22 protein-coding genes are annotated in these 23520 nt (G+C 72.8%); 7 read left to right on the forward strand and 15 right to left on the reverse strand.

The window, feature by feature from the left end:
* Positions 1-67 precede the first annotated feature (67 nt).
* Complete coding sequence (locus PSU4_RS02220) at positions 68-691, forward strand: ribonuclease H family protein (RefSeq protein WP_147102394.1); 624 nt, start codon at positions 68-70, stop codon at positions 689-691.
* Between the two features lie 267 nt (positions 692-958).
* Here PSU4_RS02220 and PSU4_RS02225 read toward each other — a convergent pair whose 3' ends face one another.
* The 10 genes from PSU4_RS02225 to PSU4_RS02270 all read right to left on the reverse strand — a co-directional run bounded on the left by PSU4_RS02225 (position 959) and on the right by PSU4_RS02270 (position 11175).
* The gene (locus tag PSU4_RS02225) at positions 959-1150 is read right to left on the reverse strand and encodes a hypothetical protein (RefSeq protein WP_147102244.1); all 192 of its coding nucleotides are present in this window, start codon (positions 1148-1150) and stop codon (positions 959-961) included.
* 176 nt (positions 1151-1326) lie between these two features.
* Complete coding sequence (locus tag PSU4_RS02230) at positions 1327-2766, reverse strand: gamma-glutamyltransferase (protein WP_147102245.1); 1440 nt, start codon at positions 2764-2766, stop codon at positions 1327-1329.
* Positions 2767-2838: 72 nt separating this feature from the next.
* Positions 2839-3756 (reverse strand): beta-keto acid cleavage family enzyme, encoded by a 918-nt coding sequence (locus tag PSU4_RS02235; RefSeq protein ID WP_147102246.1) that lies wholly within the window; start codon positions 3754-3756, stop codon positions 2839-2841.
* Positions 3757-3933: 177 nt separating this feature from the next.
* Positions 3934-4833 (reverse strand): cyclase family protein, encoded by a 900-nt coding sequence (locus PSU4_RS02240; RefSeq protein WP_147102247.1) that lies wholly within the window; start codon positions 4831-4833, stop codon positions 3934-3936.
* A complete protein-coding gene (locus tag PSU4_RS02245) occupies positions 4830-7286 on the reverse strand; it encodes a xanthine dehydrogenase family protein molybdopterin-binding subunit (protein WP_147102248.1) in 2457 nt (818 codons plus the stop codon). Before PSU4_RS02245 ends, PSU4_RS02240 begins: the two co-directional genes overlap by 4 nt.
* The gene (locus PSU4_RS02250) at positions 7283-7798 is read right to left on the reverse strand and encodes a (2Fe-2S)-binding protein (RefSeq protein WP_147102249.1); all 516 of its coding nucleotides are present in this window, start codon (positions 7796-7798) and stop codon (positions 7283-7285) included. Before PSU4_RS02250 ends, PSU4_RS02245 begins: the two co-directional genes overlap by 4 nt.
* On the reverse strand, positions 7791-8687 hold the full coding sequence (locus PSU4_RS02255; protein ID WP_147102250.1) for an FAD binding domain-containing protein: 897 nt from the start codon (positions 8685-8687) through the stop codon (positions 7791-7793). The genes PSU4_RS02250 and PSU4_RS02255 overlap by 8 nt, the downstream gene beginning before the upstream one ends.
* 47 nt (positions 8688-8734) lie before the next feature.
* Positions 8735-9403 (reverse strand): GntR family transcriptional regulator, encoded by a 669-nt coding sequence (locus tag PSU4_RS02260; protein WP_147102251.1) that lies wholly within the window; start codon positions 9401-9403, stop codon positions 8735-8737.
* Between the two features lie 159 nt (positions 9404-9562).
* A complete protein-coding gene (locus PSU4_RS02265; RefSeq protein ID WP_147102252.1) occupies positions 9563-10237 on the reverse strand; it encodes a hypothetical protein in 675 nt (224 codons plus the stop codon).
* Positions 10238-10347: 110 nt separating this feature from the next.
* A complete protein-coding gene (locus tag PSU4_RS02270; RefSeq protein ID WP_222596143.1) occupies positions 10348-11175 on the reverse strand; it encodes an enoyl-CoA hydratase/isomerase family protein in 828 nt (275 codons plus the stop codon).
* A gap of 264 nt (positions 11176-11439) precedes the next feature.
* Between PSU4_RS02270 and PSU4_RS02275 the strand changes: the two genes are divergently transcribed.
* Complete coding sequence (locus tag PSU4_RS02275; protein ID WP_147102253.1) at positions 11440-12168, forward strand: sigma-70 family RNA polymerase sigma factor; 729 nt, start codon at positions 11440-11442, stop codon at positions 12166-12168.
* Between the two features lie 119 nt (positions 12169-12287).
* On the forward strand, positions 12288-13823 hold the full coding sequence (locus PSU4_RS02280; protein ID WP_147102254.1) for a restriction endonuclease: 1536 nt from the start codon (positions 12288-12290) through the stop codon (positions 13821-13823).
* 1 nt (position 13824) lies between these two features.
* On the opposite strand, the gene PSU4_RS02285 is transcribed toward PSU4_RS02280, so the two are convergent.
* Complete coding sequence (locus tag PSU4_RS02285; protein WP_147102255.1) at positions 13825-15180, reverse strand: mycothione reductase; 1356 nt, start codon at positions 15178-15180, stop codon at positions 13825-13827.
* Between the two features lie 129 nt (positions 15181-15309).
* On the opposite strand from PSU4_RS02285, the gene PSU4_RS02290 reads away from it, so the two are divergent.
* Positions 15310-16740, forward strand: a complete 1431-nt coding sequence (locus tag PSU4_RS02290) for an aldehyde dehydrogenase (RefSeq protein ID WP_147102256.1) — start codon at positions 15310-15312, stop codon at positions 16738-16740.
* 1 nt (position 16741) lies between these two features.
* The gene (locus PSU4_RS02295; protein ID WP_147102257.1) at positions 16742-17149 is read left to right on the forward strand and encodes a tautomerase family protein; all 408 of its coding nucleotides are present in this window, start codon (positions 16742-16744) and stop codon (positions 17147-17149) included.
* A gap of 60 nt (positions 17150-17209) precedes the next feature.
* Here PSU4_RS02295 and PSU4_RS02300 read toward each other — a convergent pair whose 3' ends face one another.
* The gene (locus PSU4_RS02300; protein ID WP_147102258.1) at positions 17210-17950 is read right to left on the reverse strand and encodes an SDR family oxidoreductase; all 741 of its coding nucleotides are present in this window, start codon (positions 17948-17950) and stop codon (positions 17210-17212) included.
* Positions 17947-18594 carry an HAD-IA family hydrolase gene (locus PSU4_RS02305; RefSeq protein WP_147102259.1) on the reverse strand — a complete coding sequence of 216 codons (648 nt, stop codon included), beginning with the start codon at positions 18592-18594 and terminating at the stop codon, positions 17947-17949. Before PSU4_RS02305 ends, PSU4_RS02300 begins: the two co-directional genes overlap by 4 nt.
* A 177-nt stretch (positions 18595-18771) precedes the next feature.
* Between PSU4_RS02305 and PSU4_RS02310 the strand changes: the two genes are divergently transcribed.
* A complete protein-coding gene (locus PSU4_RS02310; RefSeq protein WP_147102260.1) occupies positions 18772-20535 on the forward strand; it encodes a PEP-utilizing enzyme in 1764 nt (587 codons plus the stop codon).
* Positions 20532-21617, forward strand: a complete 1086-nt coding sequence (locus PSU4_RS02315) for a PEP/pyruvate-binding domain-containing protein (protein ID WP_147102261.1) — start codon at positions 20532-20534, stop codon at positions 21615-21617. The genes PSU4_RS02310 and PSU4_RS02315 overlap by 4 nt, the downstream gene beginning before the upstream one ends.
* Before the next feature lie 108 nt (positions 21618-21725).
* On the opposite strand, the gene PSU4_RS02320 is transcribed toward PSU4_RS02315, so the two are convergent.
* On the reverse strand, positions 21726-22244 hold the full coding sequence (locus tag PSU4_RS02320; protein ID WP_147102262.1) for an OsmC family protein: 519 nt from the start codon (positions 22242-22244) through the stop codon (positions 21726-21728).
* A gap of 351 nt (positions 22245-22595) precedes the next feature.
* On the reverse strand, positions 22596-23519 hold the full coding sequence (locus PSU4_RS02325; protein ID WP_147102263.1) for a TIGR03564 family F420-dependent LLM class oxidoreductase: 924 nt from the start codon (positions 23517-23519) through the stop codon (positions 22596-22598).
* Position 23520 lies beyond the last annotated feature (1 nt).

Raw genomic sequence — 23520 nt, forward strand, 5'->3', positions numbered from 1 at the left:
CCCCGCAGGCCGGCGCACCCCACGCCCGGGAGCGCGCGCTCGGACCTCCTAGGCTGGCCCGGTGCCGATGACCGCGAAGTACGCCACCACCTGCGGCGTGTGCTCCTCCGCCATCTCGCCCGGCGAGCAGATCGCCCGGTCCGGCGAGCGGTGGGCGCACGTGGCGTGCGCGGCCACGGGCGACCAGCCCGCGAGCGCCCCGGCGAAGCCCGCCGCGGCGAAGCGGCCCCGCCCTGCCCGGCCCGACATGCCGGCGGCCGACGGCGCGCTCGAGGTCTGGACCGACGGCGCCTGCTCCGGGAACCCCGGCCCCGGCGGGTGGGCGTGGGCGACCCGCGACGGCCGCCGCGCCAGCGGCGGCGAGAACCCGACGACCAACCAGCGGATGGAGATCCGTGCCGCCCTCGAGGCCGTGCGCGCCCTCGACGGGCCGCTCGTCGTCGTCAGCGACTCGACGTACGTCGTGAACTGCTTCCGTGACCAGTGGTGGAAGGGCTGGATCGCGCGGGGCTGGGTGACGAGCGCGCGCAAGCCCGTCGTCAGCCGGGACCTGTGGGAGCCGCTGGTGGAGCTGGTGAACGACCGTGGTGACGTCTCGTTCCGCTGGGTGAAGGGTCATTCGGGCGACGAGATGAACGATCTGGTCGACCAGCTGGCGGTCGAGCAGTCCCGGGCGGTCGCGGCCGGCTGACCGGCGGTGTCACCGAACGTGGTTTCAGGCGCTCGACCTGCGGCCCGTCGGCAGTTCCGGTTCCGGATGTTTGCGACGTGCGCCCCCTGAGGTAACCCGATCGTGTCGGCCAGGCCGCGCCCCGTCAGGGTCGCTGCGGCCGGTCGTCGTGCCCGGGTCCCTTCCTCGGGCGCGACCGCTCGTCCGTCACTGGGGAGTTGGCCGAGCGAGCGGCAACAGCGGCGGGCGTCGGGACTCGGGGGTTCCGGCGCCCGTCCGCTTCCGTCGTCAGCCGCGTGGCCTGGCCGGGCGCGCATGTCCGCGACGGCGCCGCGCGACGCGGCGGTCGACCAGCGCCAGGGAGGCGTGCCCGGGGCGGGCGCGGCCGGGTGCGTGCCGGGCGCGGCGGCGGAACGTGGTGAGCAGGAATGCGAGGAGAACGACGGCGCCCGCGACGAGCACGACGATCTGGACACCCATGGCTGGTCCCGTGTTCTCCGAGGCGTGCGGTGGTGGGTCCCTGCGCGATGGTCTTCGCCTGTGGCCACGTCCGGCGTTACAGGCGGGGTTTCTCCACGGTGAAGGGCCGCTTCGGCCCGCCGTACGTAGGTCGTGAGCGGCGATAGTCGCTCCAGCGACTATCGCCACTCACGGGCTCACCAGCTCAGGGACGTCGACTGCCGGCGCAGGTCCGAGGCGGAGAACGGCGGGCGGTCGGGGGAGAGCCCCGCCGCGACGACCGAGCCGAACACCCCCGAGCCGTGGGGGCGCTCGACGACCCGATGCCCGCGCGACGCCAGTGCGTCCGCGACGGGATGCCCGGTTTCGACGAGCAGGTTCCCGTCCTCGGCGCGCCAGCGGTGGGCGGCCAGCGCGACCTCCAGGTCGGCCCCGGCGCGCAGGCGGGAGGCGACCTGCAGCAGGGTCTGGACCTGGCCGTCGGCACCCGGGGTCGACATGGCGAGCGAGGACCCGCCGGGACCGGTGGCGAGCATCGGCGCGAGCGTGTGGACCGGTCGGGCGCCCGGGCGCGCGGCGTTGGCTCCCGCGGTGAAGCCGTCGGCCCGGTTGTTGAGGTGCAGCCCCAGTTCCGGGACGTGGATCGCGGAGCCGAAGCCGTCGAACACCGAGACCAGCGACGACACGACCCAGCCGGCGGAGTCGGCGGTCGCGACGCCCGCGGTGTGCAGGTAGGAGCGGGGCCCGCCCGGATGCTCGGCCGCCCGCTCGGTGTCGACGTCGAGCGGCTCGGCGAGCAGTGTGGCGCCGCGGCCGCTGTCGTCGCGGTGGGCGAATACCTCCCCGATGATCTCGACCATCACGTGGTCGCGGTGGCCGGCGTCGATCTCGTCCCAGTGGCCGTCGAGCCACTGCAGGGCCATCGCGAGCAGCACGCCCTGGCTGTTGGGCGGTTGCACGTGGACGGTCGCGCCGGCCCAGCCGACGGCGATGGGCTCGGTGATCATCGACGTGTGGTCGTGCAGGTCGGCCGCCGCGAGCGACCCGCCGGCGGCGGCGACGGCGCGGGCGACGGCGTCGGCGGCCTCGCCGCGGTACAGCGCGCCGGGCCCGGTTTCCGAGGCGCGGTCGAGCAGCGCGGCCAGGGCGGGCTGGGTCCACCGGTCACCGGGGGAGACGCCCAGCACCGGCGCCCCGGGGGACACCCGGGCGAGGCGCTCGCCGTGTGCCGCGAGGGCCGAGATCAGGGCGTCGCCGACGGTCAGGCCGTCGCGGGCCAGCCGCGTCGCGGGTTCGAGGACCTCGCCGAAGGCCAGCGCGCCGAACCGCTCGTTGAGGTCGGCCCACCCGGCGAGCGCACCCGGGACCGTCACGGAGTTGCCGACGCCGGGGCCGCCGAGGGTCGGCCAGTCCTTCGGGGCGCGGCCGGTCCCGTTGACGGCGGTGACGGTGCCGTCGGGGGCGCGGACCAGCGCTAGCACGTCCCCGCCGACGCCCGCGGCCTCGGGCATGGCGACACAGATGACGGCCTGTGCGGCGACCGCGGCGTCGACGGCGTTGCCACCGCGCAGCGCGACGTCGCGGGCGGCCGCGGCGGCGAGGGGGTGGGCGGCGGCGACGGCACCGGATCGACTCACGCGCCCGACCCTACGACGCGGCCGGCTCGTGAGCGGCGATAGTCGCTATAGCGACTATCGCCGCTCACAGGGTTATGTGCCGCGCAGGCCCAGGTACTCGCGGGCCTCCGCGGGGGAGGCGGGGGTGCGGTCGAACAGCGCGGCGAGGTCGACGACCTTGGTGACGAGGTCGGCGTTCGACTTGGCCTGCTCGCCGCGGCGGACCCGCAGGTTGTCCTCCAGTCCGACGCGCAGGTTCCCGCCCATCACCAGCGCCAGCGCGGCGACCTGGTACTGCCCGGGATAGCCGATACCGGCCGCGGACCACGTGAACCCGCCGACGCCGAACAGCCGCTCCGCGGTGCGCACCATGTGGACGAGCTGGTCGGCCTCGACGGCGTTGGCGCCCAGCACCCCGAGCACGAACTGCAGGTTGAACGGCGCGTCGAGGATCCCGTCGGCCACGAGCCGGCGGACGTTGTAGAGCTGGCCGACGTCGTAGATCTCGATCTCCGGCCTGGTCCGGGCCTGTCGCATCAGCCCGGCCAGGTACTCCATGTCGGAGAACGTGTTGCGGAAGACGTAGTCGCGGGTGCCCTCCAGGTACTCGCGCTCCCAGTCCTGGAAGTCCAGGTCGCGACGGGCCACCGGGTAGAGACCGAAGTTGAAGCTGCCGGCGTTGAACGTCGCCATCTCGGGTTCGAGCGCGGGGACGACGGCGGCGCGTTCGGTGATCGTCATGCCCCGACCGCCACCGGTCGTGGGCTGCAGGACGGCGTCGGTGCGTTCCCGCAGCCCCGCGACGACGCGGCGGAACAGCTCGACGTCCTGCACCGGGCGGCCGGTCGCCTCCTCGCGCACGTGCAGGTGCAGCACCGCCGCGCCCGCCTCGGCGGCGGCGACCCCCTCCTCGACGATCTGCGCCACCGTGATCGGGATGGCCGGGCTCTGCGCGGGCACCGTCATCCCCCCGGTGAGCGCGCACGTCACGATGACCTTGCCGGAGTCCATGAGCGTCCCTTTCTCGGAGCGCGCTGGAGAACTCGGACCTACTGCGCGACGCCCAGGCGGCGCCCTCGCGGCGTTGGGCAGACGCGTCGATACAACAGCGGTATCGCCGCACCTGCCCGCCTTGCGATGACACCACCTGGACGCCGCTCGCTACGGCCGGAGTTCTCCAGCACCCTCCTATACGACGGCCAGCGGGTCGACCATCGACCCGGTGGCCCCTGCGATCTTGAGCGGCAGCGCGACGAACAGGAACTCGTACACCTTCGCCGCGGCGAGCTCCTCCAGGTCGAGGCTCTCCATGATGTAGACGCCGTTGTCCACCAACAGGTGCACGTGCACCGGTTGGGGGTTCGCGGGCGATCCGGGGTCGGGTGCGGGCTGGACCTCGAAGGTCTCGGTGTCGCTGCCCGCGGCGATCACCCCGCGCTCGGTGAGCATCCGCGCCACCGAGACGTCCGGGCCCGGGGTGAGGTGCTCGGCCATGCGTGCCCGGTCGGGCCACAGCCCCATGTATCCGGTGCGGAACAGCACGACGTCCCACTGCCCGATCGTGACCCCCTGCGCCGCGCAGATGTCCTCGACCTCCGCGGCGTCGACGACCGCGCCCGCGGGCAGACAGTCGACGCCGCGGTGCCCGGCCAGGTCGAGCAGCACGCCCCGGGTGAACATCGGGGGCATGCTCGACGCGTCGCCGACGGTCGGGCCGAAGTCGCCGAGGTGCTCGCGTGCGTTCGCCCCGTCGTACCAGCGGCCCTCCTCGCCGACGGTGATGTGGGCCAGCGCGTCGACGTGGGCGCCGGAGTGGACGGTCCCCGACACGACCTCGGTCATGCAGCCGAGGCCGATCTCGTTGGGGTTGGGCGCCCACAGGTTCTCCTCGGCCTGCCGCAGCCCCTGCGGGGTGCGGTAGCTCAGCACCTGGAACTGCGGGTGGCCCGGGAACAGCGGCATCCCCGGGAACCGGGTCGCGGCCAACGAGAACGACCGGCCGGTGCGGACGAGACCCGCCGCCCGGGCCCGCACCGCGTCCGGGACGTCGGCGGCGGGCCCGGCGGCGGCCGGACGGGTGGCGGTCACGGACGGCCCTCGTGCGCGCCCGCGACCAGGTCCACGACCCGCTCGGGCGTCATCGGCAGTTCGTCGACCCACACCCCGAACGGTTTGAGCGCGTCGTCGACGGCGCTGGCGATCGCGGTCGGTGCCACGAGCCGCCCGCCCTCGCCCGCACCCTTCACGCCGTACTCGGTGAACGGCGACGGCGTCTCCAGGTGCTCGACGACGATCTCGGGCACCTCGTGCATGCTCGGCATCAGGTACTCGCGGAACGTCGGGGTGTCCAGCGCCCCGTCCTCGCCGTAGCGGTACTCCTCCATGAGCGCCGCGCCGATGCCCTGCACGATCCCGCCGACGATCTGCCCCTCCACCAGGGTCGGGTTCATGACGGTGCCGCAGTCGTTGACGGCGTAGTAGGCGCGCAGCGTCACCACGCCCGTCTCGGCGTCGACCTCGACGATCGGGATGTGGCAGGCGTGCGACACCATCGGGTAGAAGGCGCCCATGTCCGTGCGGTCGGCCGACGGCGGCGTCGAGTAGGGGTGGTCGTAGGTGTGCACCGCGACCAGGCCGCTCGACTCGTCCTCCGGGGTGGAGTGGAAGAACAGGTGGGCGCGCATCCCGATGTCGGCCATCGACATCGACGCGCCGGGGACCCCCTTGGCGCGGAACGTGCCGTCGACGCACTCGACGTCGTCGGGGTCGATCTCCATCGCGTGGGCGGCGATCCGGATCATCTTGTCCCGGATGGTCCGCGCCGCCCCGCGGGTGGCGCCCGACAGCATGATCGTGAGCCGGCTACCGCCCGGCCCGGCCGACATCGCGCCGGTCGTCGAGTCGGCGTAGGTGACCGAGACGTCGTTCGGGTCGATGCCGAACTCCTCGGCGACGACCTGGCTGACGACCGTCTCGGGGCTGTTGCCCCACAACGGGCAGCCGACCTCGACCCGCACCCCGCCCATGGCGTCGACGTCCATCTTGACGCTCTCGGGCGTGCTCGTCGCCGGCAGCGGCGGGTTGTCGTAGAGGAACCACCACTCCGAGGCGTTGTAGCCGGTGCGCTCCTGGCACGTCGCGAGGCCGATGCCCAGGTATCGGCCCTCGGCGCGCAGCCGCTCCTGCTCGGCCCGCCAGTCGTCGATGCCCGCGAGCTCCAGCGCCCGGTCGAGGACCGCGGCGTAGTCGCCGGAGTCGTAGACGTTGCCCGACGGGGTCTTGAACGGGAACTGCTCGGGCGCGATGAAGTTGCGCCGCCGGATCTCGGCGCGGTCGATGCCCATGACCTCCGACGCCTTGTCGACGAGCCGCTCCAGCACGAAGTTGCCCGGGTCGGCGCCCGCACCGCGGAAGAAGCCCTGCTGCACCTTGTTGGTGAGCACGCACGACACGTCGTAGCGCAGGCTGCCGATCCGGTACGGCCCGGTGGGCTGGGCCATCGCGTTGCCGTGCTGGCCGTGGGCGAACTGGAAGTAGGCGCCGTAGTCGTCCACGATCTTCAACGTCAGGCCGAGCATCTCGCCGTCCTCGGCGAGGGCCAGCTCGGCGTCGTAGATGCGGTCGCAGCCCACGTTGTCGTTGGCGGCGATGTTGTCGACGCGGTCCTCCAGGTACTGCACGGGCTTGCCGGTCGCCTTCGTCAGCGCCCCGGCGATCGCGAGCACCTTGGTGATGAAGTGCTTCGACCCGAAGCTCCCGCCGACGGCGCACGGGATCATCCGCATCCGGTTCGTCGACACCCCGAGCATCCCCGCGAACGCCCACGGCAGGAAGTTGTGGAAGTTCGAGTTGGAGTAGACGGTCATCGACTTGTCGAACGGGTTCCACGACGCCACCGCACCCGCGGTCTCCATCGGCGAGGCGCACATCCGGTGCCAGCGCGCCCGCGTCCGGACGACCGTGTGCGCGCGGGCCAGGTCGCCCTCGACGTCGCCGAAGTCGAGCACGCGGTGGAACGCGACGTTGGAGTCCAGGGTCTCGTGGATGCGTGTCGCGTCCGGCGCCATCGCGGCCTCGGGATCGACGACGGCCGGCAGCACCTCGTACTCGACGCGGATCGCCGCGCACGCATCCTCGGCGATGTAGCGGTCGGTGGCGGCGACGATCGCGACCGCCTCGCCCGGGTAGCGGACGCGTTCGATCGCGATCGCGGTCTGGGGGACCGGTTCGGCGCAGAACGCCGGCATCGGGTTGACCAGCTCCGCAGCCTGCGCCCCCGTCAGCACCGCCTTGACACCGGGGATGGCCTCGGCGGCGCTGGTGTCGATGGACACGATGCGCGCGTGGGCGTGCGGGCTGCCCAGCACCGCGCCGTGCAGCATCCCGGGCAGCGTGACGTCGCCGACGTAGGTGGCGCGTCCGGCCAGCAGCTTCGGGTCCTCCTTGCGGGGGACGCTGCGGCCGATCCAGCGGCGCTCGGTCCCGTTCTTGCGGGGGGAGCCGGTGGTGGCGGTGGTGGGGCGGTCCTCGACGGTGCTCATGCCTGCGCTCCGTTCTTCGCAGCGGTCATCGACTGCCCGGCCGCGCACACCGACCTGACGATGTTCTGGTAGCCGGTGCAGCGGCACAGGTTGCCGCCCAACGCCTCCCGGACCTCGTCGGGATCGGGTTCGGCGGTGCGTTCGAGCAGCTCGCACGCGCCCATCAGCATCCCGGGGGTGCAGAAGCCGCACTGCAGGCCGTGGTTCTCGTGGAACGCTTGCTGGATCGGGTGCAGCGTGCCGTCGGCACCTGCCAGGGACTCGACGGTCCGCACGGCCGTGCCGTCGAGCTGCGCGGCGAACACCAGGCAGGAGCGGGTCGCGGCACCGTCGACGAGCACGGTGCACGCCCCGCAGACGCCCTGCTCGCAGCCCACGTGCGTGCCGGTGAGCTCGAGGTCGCCGCGCAGCAGGTCGGCCAGCAGCGTCCGCGGTTCGACGAGCAGGTCGTGGGCGACGTCGTTGACCGTGATCCGGATCCGGACCTTCTCGGGGCTGGTGGTCTCAGGCATTGTCGGCCTCCCCGGCCGCTCGGTGGATGGCGGTGCGCAGCGCGCGACCGGTCAGGACACGCGCGAGGTGGCGACGGAAGTCCGCCGAGCCGTGGCAGTCGGCGATGGGGGACAGGCCGTCGGCGGCACGGGCCGCGGCTGCGGCGACCGCGTCGGCACCACCGTCGGAACCGGTGAGGGCGTCCTCCGCGGCGCGGGCACGCACCGGCCGCTCACCCGCCCCGCACAGCGCGATCCGCGTCGCGGCGACGGAGCCGTCGTCACCCCGGGTCACGGTCGCGGCGACCCCGCACACCGGCAGGTCACCGTGGCGGCGGGAGACCTCGACGAACGCGGTGCCCGTCCCGGCCGCCGTGACCGGCACCTCGACGGCCACCACCAGCTCCCCGGGCGCCAGCGAGGTGGTGAACGGGCCGGTGAAGAAGTCGTCGGCCTCGATCGTGCGCTCACCGGACCGGCTGCGTGCGACGACCCGGCCGTCGAGGGCGAGCAGCGCCGTCGGCAGCTCGGCCGAGGGATCGGCGAACGCGACGCTGCCGACGACGGTCCCGCGGCTGCGCACCGGCGCGTGCGCGACGTGGGCGCCGGCCTCGGCGAGCAGCGGGGCGTGCGCGGCGACCTCGGGGGAGAGCTCGCTGGTGCGCTGCCGCACCGTCGCGCCCAGGCGCAGTCTCGCGGGGCCCGATCCGTTGACGAGTGACAGGGCGTCGAGCCCGCCGACCCGGTTGATGTCGACGACCACGGCCGGCGACGCCAGCCGTGCGTTCATGAGTCGGACGAGACTCTGGCCGCCGGCGAGCACGCGCGCGTCGGCGCCGTGCTCGGCGAGCTGGTCGAGTGCCTCGTCGAGGTCGTGCGGTGCCAGATAGGCGAACGCCGCAGGCTTCACTCCACACCTCCTTGTGCGGGGAACTGCATGGCGACCGGCAGGGCCGGTCAGTCGGGACGTGCGGTCTTCTCTCGAAATGCCAGCGCGCCGAAGTGCTCGATGTGGTGGCGCATCTCCTTGCCCGCGAGGGCGGCGTCGCGCTGGCGGAGTGCCTGCAGGATCGGCACGTGGGACTCGACGATCTCGGTGAGCCCCACCCGGACACGGGTGTAGGTGACGAGCGCGCGGATCTCGGCGTGCAGCGACCGCCACACGTCGAGCAGCAGCGCGTTGTCGGCGGTCTCGAAGACGATCTCGTGGAACCGGGCGTCGTGCACCAGTACCGCGTGCACGTCGCCGTCGCGGGTCGCGGCCCGCATGGCCTCGATCTCGTCCGCGAGCAGGGCGAGCACGTCGTCGGTGACGACGGGTGCCGCCGCGCGGCCTGCGACCTCCTCCAACGCGGCCCGGACCGGGTACATCTCGGCGAGCTCGCGCTCGGAGATGAGCCGGACCCGGACCCCGCGGTGCGGGAAGCTCTCGACGAAGCGCATGGCTTCCAGGTCGCGCAGGGCCTCGCGGACCGGGGCCTGGCTGACCCCGTACTCCTTCATGACGTGGCTCTCGACGATTCGTTCACCGGGGGCGAACTCGCCGTCGAGGATGCGGGCGAGTAGTCGTTCCCGGAGTTGGTCGCGCAGTACCGCGCGCGCCAGACCACCGGTACCGTCGGCCACCCTGCCTCCGAAATGTGCTCGCCGTCACGTCCGTGCTCGATTATCGATAATCGAGGAGTCGGGTCAAGACGTCGCTCGTCGAGCTCTCGGGACATGTGCGCGGACGCGGAGCAACGGGGAGATTCGATCCGCAGATCGGGAAAACGGTGCGGCGAGCGGTCAGGCCCGGCGGGCTCGACGGGCCTCCGCCTCGCGACCGCGCACCCGCAGCCACGTCAGCCCGCCGCCGACCAGCCCACCGGCCAGCGCGACGATCATCAGCATCTCGGTGCGCGGCTTCTCCTGCGGGACGGCCGTGCCGTCGGGGGAGTTGGTCACCTGCACCGCGTAGGCGCCCGCGGCCTGCCGCACCGCCGGGCCCGCCTTGTCGATGACCGTCGCGGCCACGGCCTCGGCACCCGACGGCGACGGCGCCGTCGACGAGATGTCGATCAGCGCGGTGCTGGACCCCGTGGCGGCCGCGGTGCCCGGCGCGACCGTCACCGAGACCCGGTCGACCGCCACCCCCGCGGCCTCGGCCGCCGGCACCAGCCACTGCCCCTGCCTGAACACCACGATCGCGACCGACGTCGCCCGCCCGCTGTTGATGTCCTTCCACGCCTCCGACGCCTGCACCGGCGTCAGCCCGGGCGCCGGGACCAGCGCGACCGTGGCCGCCGCGTTGTAGGCGGGCCGAGCGGCGCCGAGCGCCACGAACGTCGCCACCGCGGCGACCACCGCCGTCACGACCGCAGCGATGGCCACAAGGATGCGCGAGCGCCGCGACAGCGGCACCCGGCCCCAGCGCGTCCGGGGCCCCGAGGCGTCCGGCCGCGCGCCCGCGGGGGCGCTCACGCGGGCACCGGGACGAGGGCCGGGGTCAGTCGCAGCACCCGTCCGAGGGTATTCGCCCGGTGCGACCGCCCCCTCCGGGGGCCTGTGAGTGGCGATAGTCGCCATGGCGACTATCGCCACTCACGAGGTGTCCTGCTGGTTGAACCGCGCCGGCCGCTTCTCGACGAACGCCGCCACACCTCCTTCACGTCCGGGCCCGCCTGCAGCCCGACGGCCGCCCAGTAGTTCGTAGCCAAGCTCGAGGACAGGTCCTGCTGCCACGCCGAGCGCAGCGACTGCTTCGTCATCTGCACCGCCCGCCACGACCACGCCGCGATCCGCGACGCCGTGCCCACCGCGTCGTCGATCAGCGACTCCGGCTCCACCACCCGGTTGACCAGCCCGATCTGCAACGCCCGCGCCGCGTCGATCACGTCGCCGGTCAACGCCAGCTCGGCCGCGAGCCCCGGCCCGACCAGCCGCGGCAGGAACCAGGTGCCGCCGTTGCCCGGCGGCAGCCCCAACCGGATGTAGGTCTCGCCGAACTTCGCCGCCGTCGACGCCACCCGGATGTCGCACGCCAATGCCAGGTCGAACCCGCCCGCGGCCGCGCCGCCGTTGACCGCCGCGATCACCGGCAGCCGCGACCCCACGATCCGCTCGATCACCGGGAAGATCACCCGCGCGTTGTACGGCTCGCCGGTCCGCGGCATCTCCTCGGCGAGGTAGCGGTTCATCTCCTTCAGGTCCGCGCCCGCGCAGAACTGCCTCCCGGCGCCGGTCAGCACCAGCGCGCGCACCGACAGGTCGGCCTCCAGCGCGGTCAGCGTCGCCACCATGTCCCGGGCCAGCTCGGGGACGACCCCGTTGGCGCTGCCGGGCCGGTTCAGGGTCAGCAGGACGACGCCGTCGGCGACGTGCTCGGTGAACAGGGTCTCGTAGTCGACGCGCGCGGTCATCGCCGCAGGCTACGAGGCGCGGCACCGCACCGGGCGCGACAGCGCCCCCGGCGCGCCTGATCACGTCCGGCCCGTCGACGTGGCGGGCCCGGGCTCCCCCTTGTACCGTCACGGACAGCACGACCCCCCCGACACATCCTCCGAGGTGCAGCCAGTCGCCTCCCACGTCCTGATACGAGTGGGAGCGCCGATGGCCAGTACCGACGAGATCGCGCCCCCGCCGACCAGCCGCCGCCCAGCGAGTACGCGAGCCTGGCCGAACCCATGAACCGGATGGTCGCCCTCGATACGGACGACCCCCGCCGCCGCGAACTGCGCGACCAGATCGTCGTCTCCCTGCTCCCGCTGGTGCGCCACCTCGCGCAACGCCACGCCGCGGGCCACCCGGCGGGCGTCGAAGAGCTCGTGCAGGTCGGCAGCATCGGCCTGCTCGGCGCCGTCGACCGCTGGGACCCCGAACGCGCAGCCGGCGACCTCCTCGGTTACCTCGTCCCCTGCATCCGCGGCGAGATGCTGCGCTATTTCCGCGACCGCACCTGGGCGACACGGGTTCCCCGACGGCTCAAGGACCTCAGCGTCGCGATCAACAAGGCGACGGGCCCGCTGTCACAGCAGCTGGGCCGCTCCCCGCGACCCAGCGAGCTCGCCGCCCACCTCGGTGTCGACGTCGGCGAGGTCGTCGAGGCGCTCACCGCCAAGGCCGGCCACCACGCCGACACCCTCGACCCCGTCGACCCCGACGCCGGAACCGGTGTGGGACAACGCCTCGGCGGGATCGACGCCGAGCTCGACCACGTCGAGAACCGGCACGCCCTGCGCCCGTTGCTCGACGCCCTGCCCGAGCGCGAGCGCACGATCCTGGTCCTGCGATTCTTCAAGGACATGACGCAGACCCAGATCGCCGAGGAGGTCGGCATCTCCCAGATGCACGTCTCCCGGCTGCTCGCCCGCACCCTCGCGACGCTGCGCACGGGCCTGTCGGACAACGGCTGAACGGACCGCTCGTGCACACCGGCCGGGGCCGCGCCTACTCGTTCGCGAGCTCATGATCACCGGAGCGGCGGTTCTCGCCGATGCGGTCGCTGTGATGGGCTGGTAGCCGGGGGTGGGCGGTGCCGACGAATCGACAGACCGATGCGTGGATGCGGCGCGAGGCGGCTGCGGAGGAACGCCGGGCGAGCAAGGCCGCCGCTGCGGAGGACCGGCTCACGATGGCCGAGGAAGCTCGCCGGCAGAAGGAACAGGGGCACGCTGAGGCCGCGGCGATGACGGCCGCTGTGACGGCGAGGGTCGCCACCTTCGAGGCTGTACTCGCCGAGGTCCTCGCTCTTCCGGAGTTGACGCCCGACAGGCTCGCGGAGTCGACTCTGGCGCCCGATGACGGGCCCATGCTCGAGCCTGCGGAGACGCCGCCGAGCTGGCAGGACTTCGCACCCCGGGAACCTGGGCTCTTCGGGAGGCGACGCTACGAGCGTGAGGCCGCCAAGGCCCGCGTCGACTTCGAGGCTGCGTGTCGGGGTCACCGCCAACGCATGGCGGAGCGGCGCCAGGAGGTCGCGGAGGCCTACCGCGCTCGACGGGAAGCCGCTCGGTCCGCAGCGAGGGCGGAGGTCGACACCCTCCTGCGGCGTGTCGAGGCCGAAGCCGGCAATGCGATCGCGCGGTACGGCGAACGTGTGCTGGATGCGGTGACTCCGCTGACCGGGTTCATCACAGGGCGCCGCGCCCTGTACCGGGCGGAGCCGCGCGAGCTCGTCATCGAGGTCGACCTACCCGACACGGATGTCGTGCCGGAACACGTGCGATGGACCTATCGGGTGCAACGCCAGGAGATCGAGCCGACGCCGAGACGTCCCGCGGACTCGGCACGCATCTACGCGGATCTGGTGTCCCGCCTCGTCCTTGCGGCTATGCACGTCTGCCTACGGGCGACGTCGTCGAAGACCGTCGATCTGATTACGCTCAACGGTCACGTCCCGACGGTCGATTCAGCGACGGGCCGGGCCATCAGGCCGTGCGTCGTGACCATCACGTCGAGCCGATCCACGTTCGCCGACCTCGTACTCGACAGCGACAGGCTGAAACCGGCGGAGTGCCTCCAGTACCTGGGTGCTGAATTGTCGCGACACCCCTTCCAGCTCGAGCCGGTGCCGCCGGTCATCGACTTCGACCGGATGGCGCAGTACGCCGTGCTCGCCGCCGACGCCGCGCTGACCGAAGCGGACCACAGGGAAGACCTGATGGACATGGACCCGTTCAAGTTCGAGACCTTGGGCAAGGACCTGTTCACCGCGATGGGCTACAGGACATGGCGCACTCAGCCCTCGCATGATGACGGCATCGACGCCGTGGCCGTACTGCCCCACGCCGTTACCCCGATCGAATGCGTGATCCAGGCGAAGAGAGTTCGCGCCGCCGTCCCACCGAGGGATGTCCAAGCACTGATGGGCGCCATGGCCGAACACGGGAGCGCCACACACGGCGTCCTGGTCACGACGTCCTGGCTGAGTGACCGGTCCCGGCAGCGGGCGCAGGTTCAGCGCATCCGAGTCATCGACCGTGACGAACTCGGCGCCCTCATCCAGGAGCACCTGAACCGGAAGGTCGTCATCTCGACGCGGCCGCCGCGGCGAGCCGGTACTAGCTGAGTCAGCTCAGCGCGCTCTTCAGCGCCTGCTTCACGACCTCGCTCAACGCCGGGTGGATCCAGTACGGCTGCTCGACGAGGGTAAGGGCGTCGAGCTCCAGGGTCATGGCCAGCACCAGCGGTTGGATGAGCGTCGAGGCCTGCGGGCCGAGGATGTGGGCGCCCAGCAGCGTCCCGGTGCCCGGGTCGGCGAGGACCTTGGCGAAGCCCGTCGTGTCCTCCATGGCCCAGCCGTAGGCGACGTCGCAGACCCGGGCCAGTCCCACCCGGAAGGGTGTGCCGGAGTCGGTGAGCTCCTGCTCCGTCGCGCCGACCGCCGCGATCTGTGGGCTGGTGAAGATCGCCGAGGGGACGGGGGCGTCGCCGGTGGTGTGCAGGTCGTCGGGGTGGCGCAGGTTGTGGCGGACCACGTCGGCCTCCCGGTTGGCGACGTGCTTGAGCGGCACCTTCGTCGACACGTCGCCGAGCGCCCACACGCCGTCGGCGGTGGTGCGCTGGTACTCGTCGACGACGATCCGGCCGTCGTCGTGGACGTCGATTCCCGCGGTGTCGAGGTCGAGGCCGTCACCGTTGGGGACGCGGCCGACCGCGACGAGCAGCATGTCGGCCTCGACGGTCGACTCGTCGTCGAGGGTGAGCACGAGCGCGCCCGGCGCGCCCGACACCGCGGTGACCTCGCGGTCCAGCCGCACGTCCCACGCCTTCGACGCCAGCTCGGTGAACTCGCGTGCGACCAGTACGTCCTGCCCGGCGAGGAGGGTGTCGGCCATGTCGATCACGGTGATCGCGCTTCCCGCCGAGGAGAAGACGTGGGCGAGCTCGGCGGCGATGTAGCCGCCGCCCAGGACGGCGAGGCGGCGCGGCGGGTCGTCGACGCGCATGACGGTGTCCGACGTCTCGTAGGGCAGCCCGGAGTCGGTGACCGGCGGTGGCACCATCGGCCGGGACCCGGCGGCGACGACGATCCGGTCGGCGCTCACGGCGGTGCCCCCGATGTCGAGGGTGCGGGGGGCGGTGAAGCGGGCGTGCGTGTCGTAGACGGTGATCCACGGTGTGTCCTCGCGCCCGGTCTTACCGTCGCGGGCGAGGGGGTCGAGCCGGCCGAAGACGCGGTCGCGCAGATCACGCCAGCGGATCCCGCGGAGTTCGGCGTCGACGTCGAGGCGGGCGGAGTCGGCGACGTCGTCGGCGAGGTCGGCGGCGCGGACGAGCATCTTGGTGGGGATGCAGCCGACGTTGAGGCATGTGCCGCCGAACCGGTCCTGCTCGACGATCGCGACGTCGAGGTCGGCGAACGAGTCGTCGACGACGGCGTTGCCCGACCCGGCGCCGATGACGAGGAGATCGTGATGCCTCATCCACGGAGGCTATGACCGCCCGGACGGGCTCACCACCGGAAGCGGCGTCCGGTGTCTGCGCAACCCGGCGTTCCGCTGATCCGAACGCCCGCCTTCCCGGCGGTCGCGTGTGGTGCGACGGTTCGGGGCATGAGCGAACGGTTCGGGCACGTCATCGACGGTGAGGAGCGCGCGTCGCTCGACGGCGCGGAGTTCGACACGGTCGATCCCTACACGCAGCAGCCGTGGGCGACGGTCGCCCTCGGCGGGGCGGCCGAGGCGGACCTCGCGGTCGCGTCGGCACGGCGGGCGTTCGACGAGGGCCCGTGGCCGCGGATGGGCTTCGCGGAGCGCGGGGCGTTGCTGCACCGTTTCGCCGACCTGATCGTGGCCAACATCGACGAGCTTGCTCTCGCCGACACCCGCGACATGGGCAAGCCCGTTGCCGACGCGAAGGGCAAGGACGTTCCGCGGACCGCGCAGAACATCCGGTTCTTCGCCGACCACGCGCGGCTCTCGGCCGCCGAGACCTACCCGACCGACACCGGCCACCACGCGTACTCCCGCTACGAGCCGGCGGGTGTCGTCGCCGCGATCGCGCCGTGGAACTTCCCGATGATGTTGGAGAGCTGGAAGTTCGCGCCGGCGCTCGCATGGGGCAACACCGTCGTGCTCAAGCCGGCGGAGGACTCGCCGGTGTCGGCGACGCTGATGGCGCGGCTCGCGCTGGAGGCGGGCATCCCGCCGGGCGTGTTCAACGTGCTGCACGGTTACGGCCCCGACTCCGCGGGCTCGGCCCTGACCGAGGACCCGCGCGTCGACCGGATCACCTTCACCGGGGAGTCGAACACCGGACGGGCGATCACGGCGGTGGCGGCCCGCAACCTGACCCCGGTCAGTCTGGAGCTCGGCGGCAAGGGCGCCAACCTCGTGTTCTCCGATGCGGACCTCGGCAACGCCGTCGACTGGTCGATCAAGGCGATCTTCACGAACGCGGGGCAGGTCTGCCTGGCCGGGTCGCGGCTCTACGTGCAGCGCCCGGTGCTCGACGAGTTCCTGGCCCGGTTCGTCGCGGCGGCGGAGGCGCTGGTCGTCGGCGACCCGAAGCAGGCCGACACCCAGATCGGCCCGCTGTCGTCGAAGGCCCATCACGCCAAGGTCGCCGGGTACCTCGACGACCCGAGCGGCAAGGTCCTGACCGGCGGGCGGGGCGAGGGGTTGTTCGTGCGCCCGACCGTCGTCGTCGACGCCGCGCCGGATTCGCCGATCCAGTGCGAGGAGATCTTCGGGCCGATCGTCACCGTGACGCCGTTCGACACCGAGGACGAGGCCGTCGCCGCCGCCAACGGGAGCCGCTACGGGCTCAACGCCATGGTGTTCACCGAGAACCTGTCGCGCGCGCACCGGGTCTCGGCGCGGCTTCGGGCGGGCACGGTGTGGACGAACTGCTTCTTCGTGCGCGACCTGCGCGCTCCGTTCGGAGGGTTCGGCGACTCGGGGTGGGGGCGCGAGGGCGGCACCTTCAGCCGCGAGTTCTTCACCGAGCCCAAGGCCGTGGTGATGGCGATCGACGGCGGCTGACGTGCCGATCTTCGAGGTGCACCTCGTGGCGGACCGGCACCCGCCCGAGCGCCTCGACGCGCTGCTCACGGCGTTGTTGGCCCGCTACGCCGAGGTGCTGGAGTCGCCGGTGGAGCGGGTGCGCGGGTTCGTCACCGCGCATCCGCCGACGCACGTCGCGGCGGGCGGGGAGACCGGCGTCGAGGCCCCGTACGTGACGGCGCTGGTGCTGCGGGGGCGTCCGGTCGAGCAGCGGCACCGGCTCATCGCCGCGTTCACCGACGTCCTCGTCGACGTCCTGGGCGTGGCGCGGGAGTCGGTGCGGGTCCGGATCGAGCAGGTCGACCCCGACGACTGGGGCATCGCCGGCGTCCCGGCCTCGGCGGCCCGCGCGACGGAGATCGCCGCTCGGGCAGTTCAGCAGCCCTGATCCGGTGCCTACGGCGAGGAATTCGTCGCTCCACGCACCGGATCGGGCCGGTCCGCAGGGTCAGAACAGGCCGCGGCGGGCGCCGGCGTCGAGGGCCAGCGTCGCGCCGTGCAGGGCGTCGGCCTCCGGTGCGAGCAGGGTCGCGACGGTCCACGCCACCTCGGCGGGCGTCACGAACCGGCCCAGAGGCGACTCGGCAGCACGTTCGGCCAGCACCTCGTCGACGTCGACCCCCCGGCGTTCGGCGGCCGCGGCGGCGAGCCCGCGCATCCGCGGGGTGTCGACGGGGCCCGGTGCGACGAGGTGGGCGGTGACCCCGCGCGGGCCGTAGGCGGTCGCGAGCTGGCGGACCAGGTTGGCAAGCGCGGCGTTGGTGACGCCCGCGGCGCAGGCGTCGGGGGAGGGTTCGCTGCCGAAGTGCCCGCCCAGCGCGACGATCCGCGACCCACCGACGAGCTGCGCCTCAACCGCCCTGACCAGCCGCAACAGCCCGCCCACCTTGAGTGCGACGGTCGTGCCCAGGGCATCGGGGTCGATCGTCGCGAGCGGTCCGGTGGGCGGGAGGCCGGCGGCCTGGACGACCATCCGGACCGGTGCACCCAGCCCCGCGACCGTAGCGGCGATCGTGTCCTGCCCGAGCGTGGTTCCGACGTCGGCGGCGACACCGGTCGTCGTGGTATCCGAGGCGGGTGCGGACCGGGCCACGGCGACGACGTGCAGCCCCGCGGCCCGCAGCGCGTCGGCGATCGCGGAGCCCAGCGCCCCGGACGCCCCCGCGACGACGGCCAGCTCCGCCGTCACGGCGCCAGCCCGAGAGCCGAACGTGCCTCGGCGAACGCGGCGTCCGGATCCCGCAGGTCCAGCTGCACCGCGTGCAGCCCCGCCGCCCGGCCACCCTCGACGTTCCAGGGCATGTCGTCGACGAACACGATCTCGCCCGGCGCCACCCCGAGCCCGTCGATCACGGCGGCGTAGCTGCGCGGATCGGGCTTGAGGATGCCGGTGAGCGAGCCGTCGACCAGCACGTCCAGGTCGCCGAGACCGGAGAGGTCGCCGAGCGGGCTGTCGCCGTGGAACGCCGCGAGATCGTTGGTCAGCACGCCCAGGCGCAGGCCCGCCGCGCGCACGTCGGCGACGAGGCGGCGGGCCGCGGGGCGGATGATCTCCACGCCGGCGTGTTCGTAGAGCTCGGCCATGAACTCGTGCGTCGACCAGCCGTCGCGGCCCAGCGCGGTCCCGACCTCCGCTGCGCGCAACGCCCAGTAGCCGCGCTCGGTGACCTCGCCGCGCAGCATTCGCCCCCAGTCGGGGTCGGGTTCGGGGCCCAACGGTCCGCGCCGGGCGGCGACCGTGCGGGCGGCTGGTTCACGCTCGCCCAGCAGCGCCAGCATCTCCGACCCGGACCGGAACACGACGCCGCCGACGTCGAGGAGCAGAGCCTTCACGCGCTGACCCTACGGACGGGCCGCCACGCGGTGGAAGTTGTGTGTTCTCCGCCGGGAAACGGCTGCTCACCGGGGTGCGGGACGGCGCGCGACGTTCGGCAGGGGAGAACGGCCGGGTTGCCGCCGGGTGTGTGCGCTGTCACGGTCCGAGCCAGCGTCCCGATCAGAGGAGATCCGATGGCGAACGTCGTCCCCGTCGAGGAGTACACCCGCGAGTGGTATCCCGGCTACAAGCCGGAGCACTTCGACTTCCCGTACGTCGTCGACGCGCCGTCGCCGTTCAAGCCGGGCGACGAGAACGCGTTCTGGTTCCTCGACTTCCACTGGTCGCGGGGCCTCACCCCGCTGGCGGCGACGCTGTGGAGCGCCGACGGCTACTGCGCCGGCACGCAGAGCGCGTCGGAGAACCTGCCGCTGCCGCCCGGACGCGGTGTGACGTGCCGGTTCGCAGGCACCCACCTCTACGGCTCCCCGATCCCGGAGGAGGACCCGCGCGAGATCGGCGCGCGGGCCAACCGGCTCGGGACGAACCTGCCGCACTTCTTGCAGAACTACCGCTCGATCTGGGAGGCGGGCCGCGACGAGCTCGAGGCGACCTGGGACTACTTCCAGGGCATCGACCTGGCCTCCGTCCCGACCTCCGACCTGGGCACCCTGATCCGGCAGGGCCGGCGCTACCACAAGCGCGCCATGGAGATCCACTTCGCGGTCATGTACCCGATGCTGGTCAACTTCCTCGGCTTCTACGGCTCCTGCGCCGAGATGGGCATCGACACCAGCCTCGTCGGCAAGTTCCTGCAGGGCGAGGAAACGAAGATCATGGAGCTCGACCGCGAGCTCTACGCGCTGGCCACGAAGGCCCGCCAGGCCGGTCTGTCGCAGGTGTTCGCCGACAACGAGCCCGGCGACATGCGGGCAGCCTTGTCGGCGCACGGCGGCCCGGCGTCGCAGTGGCTCACCGACTTCGACGACTGGCTGCAGGTGTGGGGCCACCGCACCGACGCGACGTGCGATGTCGGCGTCCCCAGCTGGATCGAGGACAACACCAACGCGTTCGGCAACATCAAGACGTTCCTGATGAAGGACACCGACCACGACTTCGCGGCCGCGGCCCGCAATGCGCTCGAGGAGCGCGACGCGGCGATCGACGCCGCCCGGTCCGGCCTCACCCGTGAGGAGCAGGCGGTGTTCGACGGCGGGCTCGCCGCCAACCAGGCCGCGAACTTCCCGTGGTGGCAGGACGACCACAACTACTACATCGACCTCAAGGTCATGCTGCCGCTGCGGCAGGCGTGCCAGGAGCTCGCGACCCGCGTCGGCGCCGACCACCGCGACGACATGCTCTACCTGTTCTGGCCCGAGCTGCTCCAGGTCGCCGACGGCGAGCCCTACGCCGGTGAGCTGAGCGCGCTGGTGCGCGACCGTCGCCAGTACTTCGACCACTGGCACGGAAAGCGCTCCGAGATGCCCAAGGTGCTCGGCACGGTGCCGGACTCGGTCGAGGACCCGGTGCTGATCGAGATCTTCGGCATCAACCCGGGTTCGCTGCGCGCCGTGCAGAACCCCGACGCCGCCAACGAGACGACCCTGACCGGCGTCGCCGCCGCGCGCGGCACGGCCACCGGTATCGCCCGTGTCCTGCAGAGCTCCGACGAGCTGCACCGCGTCGCACCCGGCGAGATCCTGGTCTGCGAGTCGACGTCGCCCAACTGGACGCCCGCGTTCGGCAAGATCGCGGGTGCGGTGTGCGACGGCGGTGGCATGCTCAGCCACGCGGCCATCGTCGGCCGCGAGTACGGGGTCCCGACCGTCACGGCCGTCGGCGTCGCCACGCTCGCGATCGGCGACGGCGACAAGATCGAGGTGGACGGCACGAACGGCAGGGTGACCATCCTCAAGAGGGCCGCCGAGCTCGTCGACACCGAGCCCGGACAGTCGTGACAGGGGTTCTCGTGCAGAACGTGGTGTGGGTCGACGCGGTCGAGCCGGACGAGGCGGTCCCGGCCGCCGGGTCGAAGATCGGCAGGCTCGCCGACCTGCACCGGACCGGGGTCGAGGTGCCGCAGGGTTTCGCGGTCACCGTCGACGCCTACCGCCGCCACTGCGGCGACGCCGGGCTCGACCCGCAGATCGACGCCGTGCTCGCGCGCCTCGGCGCCGAACCGTCGGAGGCCGACGTCGAGGCGGCGTCGGCGGAGATCCGGGAGCTGTTCGTCGCGACGCCGATGACCGACGCGCTGGCCGCCGAGATCACCGACGCCTACGAGGAGCTGTGCGTCCGGTGCGTCGACGTCAACGTGCCGACCGCGGTCCGGTCGAGCGCGACGGGCGAGGACGCCGCCGACGCCTCGTTCGCCGGCATCTTCGACACCTACCTCGGGGTGTCCGGGGCGCCGCGGGTGCTCGACGCGATCCGCGCCTGCTGGGGGTCGCTGTTCACCGGTCGCGCCCTGGCCTACCGGCTGCGCAAGGGCATCAGCCACCACGACATGCCCATCGCCGTCGGCGTGATCGAGCTGATCCACGCCCGCGCGTCCGGGGTGGCGTTCTCGGTGCACCCGGTGACGGGCAAGCCCGACCGCGTCGTCATCGAGACGTCGTGGGGGTGGGGCGAGGCGATCGTGCAGGGCGTGGTCGACCCCGACCACATCGAGGTGGGCAAGGCCGACGGCCGCGTCCTGCGCTACGACGTCGCCCACAAGGCGATCGTGTCGGCGTTCGACTTCGCCGACGGCCGCGTCACCGAGGTGGAGATGCCGGCCCGGCTGGCCGACCGGAAGGTCCTCGACGACGAGCAGATCGGCGCCGTCGTCTCCGCGGTCACCGCGATCGAGGAGCACTACGGCTACCCCGTCGACGTCGAGTGGGTCATCTCGCGGCACCGCCGGGCGGGCGACGACATCTGCATCGTGCAGTCGCGCCCCGTCACGGTCACCGCCGAGGAGTCGACGCCCGCGGCCTACGACCCGGTGGCGCTGGCACAGAAGTACGTCTTCAGCGGCAAGCCGGTCCCCGGCCGCTGAGCCACTCAGGGTGGGCCCGCCCGCTCGCGGCCCATTCCGCCGAGTTCGACGTGAGCCTGGTCCGACCATCCCGTCGGGCAGTCCCACGTCGAGCTCGGCGGGTGCGGGTCAGCTCGTGAGACCGACCTGCACCGGGGTCGGGTTGCGGAACAGGTCGAGCACCGGGCAGTGCTCGTCGACGGCGTCCTTGAGCCGCTGGTAGTCCTCGGCGGAGGCGGGTCCGCGCAGGTCGACGGCGAGGCGGACCTCCCCGAAGCCGGGGCGGACGGCGTCGTCGAGACCGAAGAAGCCGCGCACGTCGAGGTCGCCCTCGGTGCGGACGTGCACGTCGTCGAGCGGGATGCCGAGCTTCGCGGCCCAGAACCGGTAGGTCACGACCTGGCAGGACAGCAGCGCGGCGAGCGCCGACTCGACGGGGTTGATGGCCGCGTCCTGTCCGCCGAGCGCGGGCGGCTCGTCGATGGTGATCTCGTGTCGGCCGATGCGGATCTCGGTGCGGACGCCGTCGCGGCCCTCGCCGTCGGCGCGGAAGAGGGCGGCGGCCTTGCCCGGGTCGTCGGTGACGGCGGAGGTGGTGGCGTCGACGATGGCGCGCAGGTCGTCGTCGCGGCTGGTGGCGGTGGTCATGGAAGGTCTCCGGGGGTGACGGTCCCCGCGCGGCTCCCGCGCGGGCAGCACGGCACGCCGGTGGTCGGCTACCGGCGTGCCCGTCGACACAGGTCGGCCCCGGTGCGGCACAGGTCGACGTGGCGGCGCTCGGTGAGACGCACGTCGGTCGGCCGGGTGCACACGAACTCGATCACAACCGCCACCGGCGCAGGAGTCAACGCCGGTCCCGGATGGCGGGCCCGGAGGGTGAATGTCCGCTCAAGCGTCGCGCGCGCTGCGCTCGGAAACCGCCGCCGAGTTCGACAGGAGACTGGTTCGATCATGAGATCGACCAGTGTCACGTCGAACTCGGCGCAGGGGCCGGGGTGGTCAGGCGGGTGCACCCACGGCGCGCAGCAGCGCGCGGGTGCGGGCCCGGACCTCGGGGTCGGGGGAGAAGGGCAGCGCCACGAACTCGTCGACACCGACGTCGCGCAGCTGTGCGATCCGGTCGGCGACGTCCTTCTCCTCGCCGACGATCGCGGCCTCGTCGGGGCCCGCGTATCCCTCGCGGTCGAGCATCGCCCGGTACGAGGGCAGCTTCCCGTAGACGGCGAACTGCGTCGCGGCCTCGGCGCGGGCGGCGGCGACGTCGTCGGTGACCGCGACCGGCAGTGACGCGACGACCCGCGCCGTGCGGCCGACCTCCGCCGCGGCGTCGCGGATCGTCGGCACCACGTGCTCGGCCAGGGTGCGGGGCCCGGTCATCCAGGTGACGGTCCCGGCGGTGCGCCGGCCCGCGAGCCGCAGCATCTGCGGGCCCAGCGCGGCCAGGTAGACCTGCGGCGTCGGGGCGTCGGGGTAGCGCAGCGAGCCCCGCGCGGTGACGGTCTCGCCCTGCGCGGACACGCGCCGGTCGGCCAGCAGCGGCAGCAGCGCGTCGAGGTACTCCGACATCCGCCGCACCGGCTTGTCGAACGGCAGCCCCCACGCCCCCTCGACGACGGGCTTGTGGCTCAGCCCGAGCCCGAGCGTGAGCCGGCCGCCGCCGATCTCGTTGACCGTCAACGCCCGCTGCGCCAACGAGTACGGGTGCTGCGGCTGGATCGGGACGACCCCGGTGCCGACCTGGATGCCGGGCACCTCCCGCAGCGCGACGGCGAGGACGGTGAGCAGGTCGGGGTCGGTGGGCAGCTGGGCGGTCCAGTACCGCAGGAACCCTTCCTCACGCACCTGCGCGAGCTCGGCGACGTAGGCGTCGGTGACGGCCCGTCCGCCGCCGGCGGCGAGGTACCCGAAGAGGCTGATCCGCATG

This window comes from Pseudonocardia sulfidoxydans NBRC 16205 (genome assembly GCF_007989085.1).
Lineage (GTDB): Bacteria > Actinomycetota > Actinomycetes > Mycobacteriales > Pseudonocardiaceae > Pseudonocardia > Pseudonocardia sulfidoxydans.

Bases quoted from the DNA above. Each gene is read 5' to 3' on its own strand.
- PSU4_RS02220 (WP_147102394.1), top strand. From the start codon at position 68: ATGACCGCGAAGTACGCCACCACCTGCGGCGTGTGCTCCTCCGCCATC.
- PSU4_RS02225 (WP_147102244.1), bottom strand. From the start codon at position 1,150: ATGGGTGTCCAGATCGTCGTGCTCGTCGCGGGCGCCGTCGTTCTCCTC.
- PSU4_RS02235 (WP_147102246.1), bottom strand. From the start codon at position 3,756: ATGGACTCCGGCAAGGTCATCGTGACGTGCGCGCTCACCGGGGGGATG.
- PSU4_RS02245 (WP_147102248.1), bottom strand. From the start codon at position 7,286: ATGAGCACCGTCGAGGACCGCCCCACCACCGCCACCACCGGCTCCCCC.
- PSU4_RS02250 (WP_147102249.1), bottom strand. From the start codon at position 7,798: ATGCCTGAGACCACCAGCCCCGAGAAGGTCCGGATCCGGATCACGGTC.
- PSU4_RS02270 (WP_222596143.1), bottom strand. From the start codon at position 11,175: ATGACCGCGCGCGTCGACTACGAGACCCTGTTCACCGAGCACGTCGCC.
- PSU4_RS02275 (WP_147102253.1), top strand. From the start codon at position 11,440: ATGAACCGGATGGTCGCCCTCGATACGGACGACCCCCGCCGCCGCGAA.
- PSU4_RS02285 (WP_147102255.1), bottom strand. From the start codon at position 15,180: ATGAGGCATCACGATCTCCTCGTCATCGGCGCCGGGTCGGGCAACGCC.
- PSU4_RS02290 (WP_147102256.1), top strand. From the start codon at position 15,310: ATGAGCGAACGGTTCGGGCACGTCATCGACGGTGAGGAGCGCGCGTCG.
- PSU4_RS02310 (WP_147102260.1), top strand. From the start codon at position 18,772: ATGGCGAACGTCGTCCCCGTCGAGGAGTACACCCGCGAGTGGTATCCC.
- PSU4_RS02320 (WP_147102262.1), bottom strand. From the start codon at position 22,244: ATGACCACCGCCACCAGCCGCGACGACGACCTGCGCGCCATCGTCGAC.
- PSU4_RS02325 (WP_147102263.1), bottom strand. From the start codon at position 23,519: ATGCGGATCAGCCTCTTCGGGTACCTCGCCGCCGGCGGCGGACGGGCC.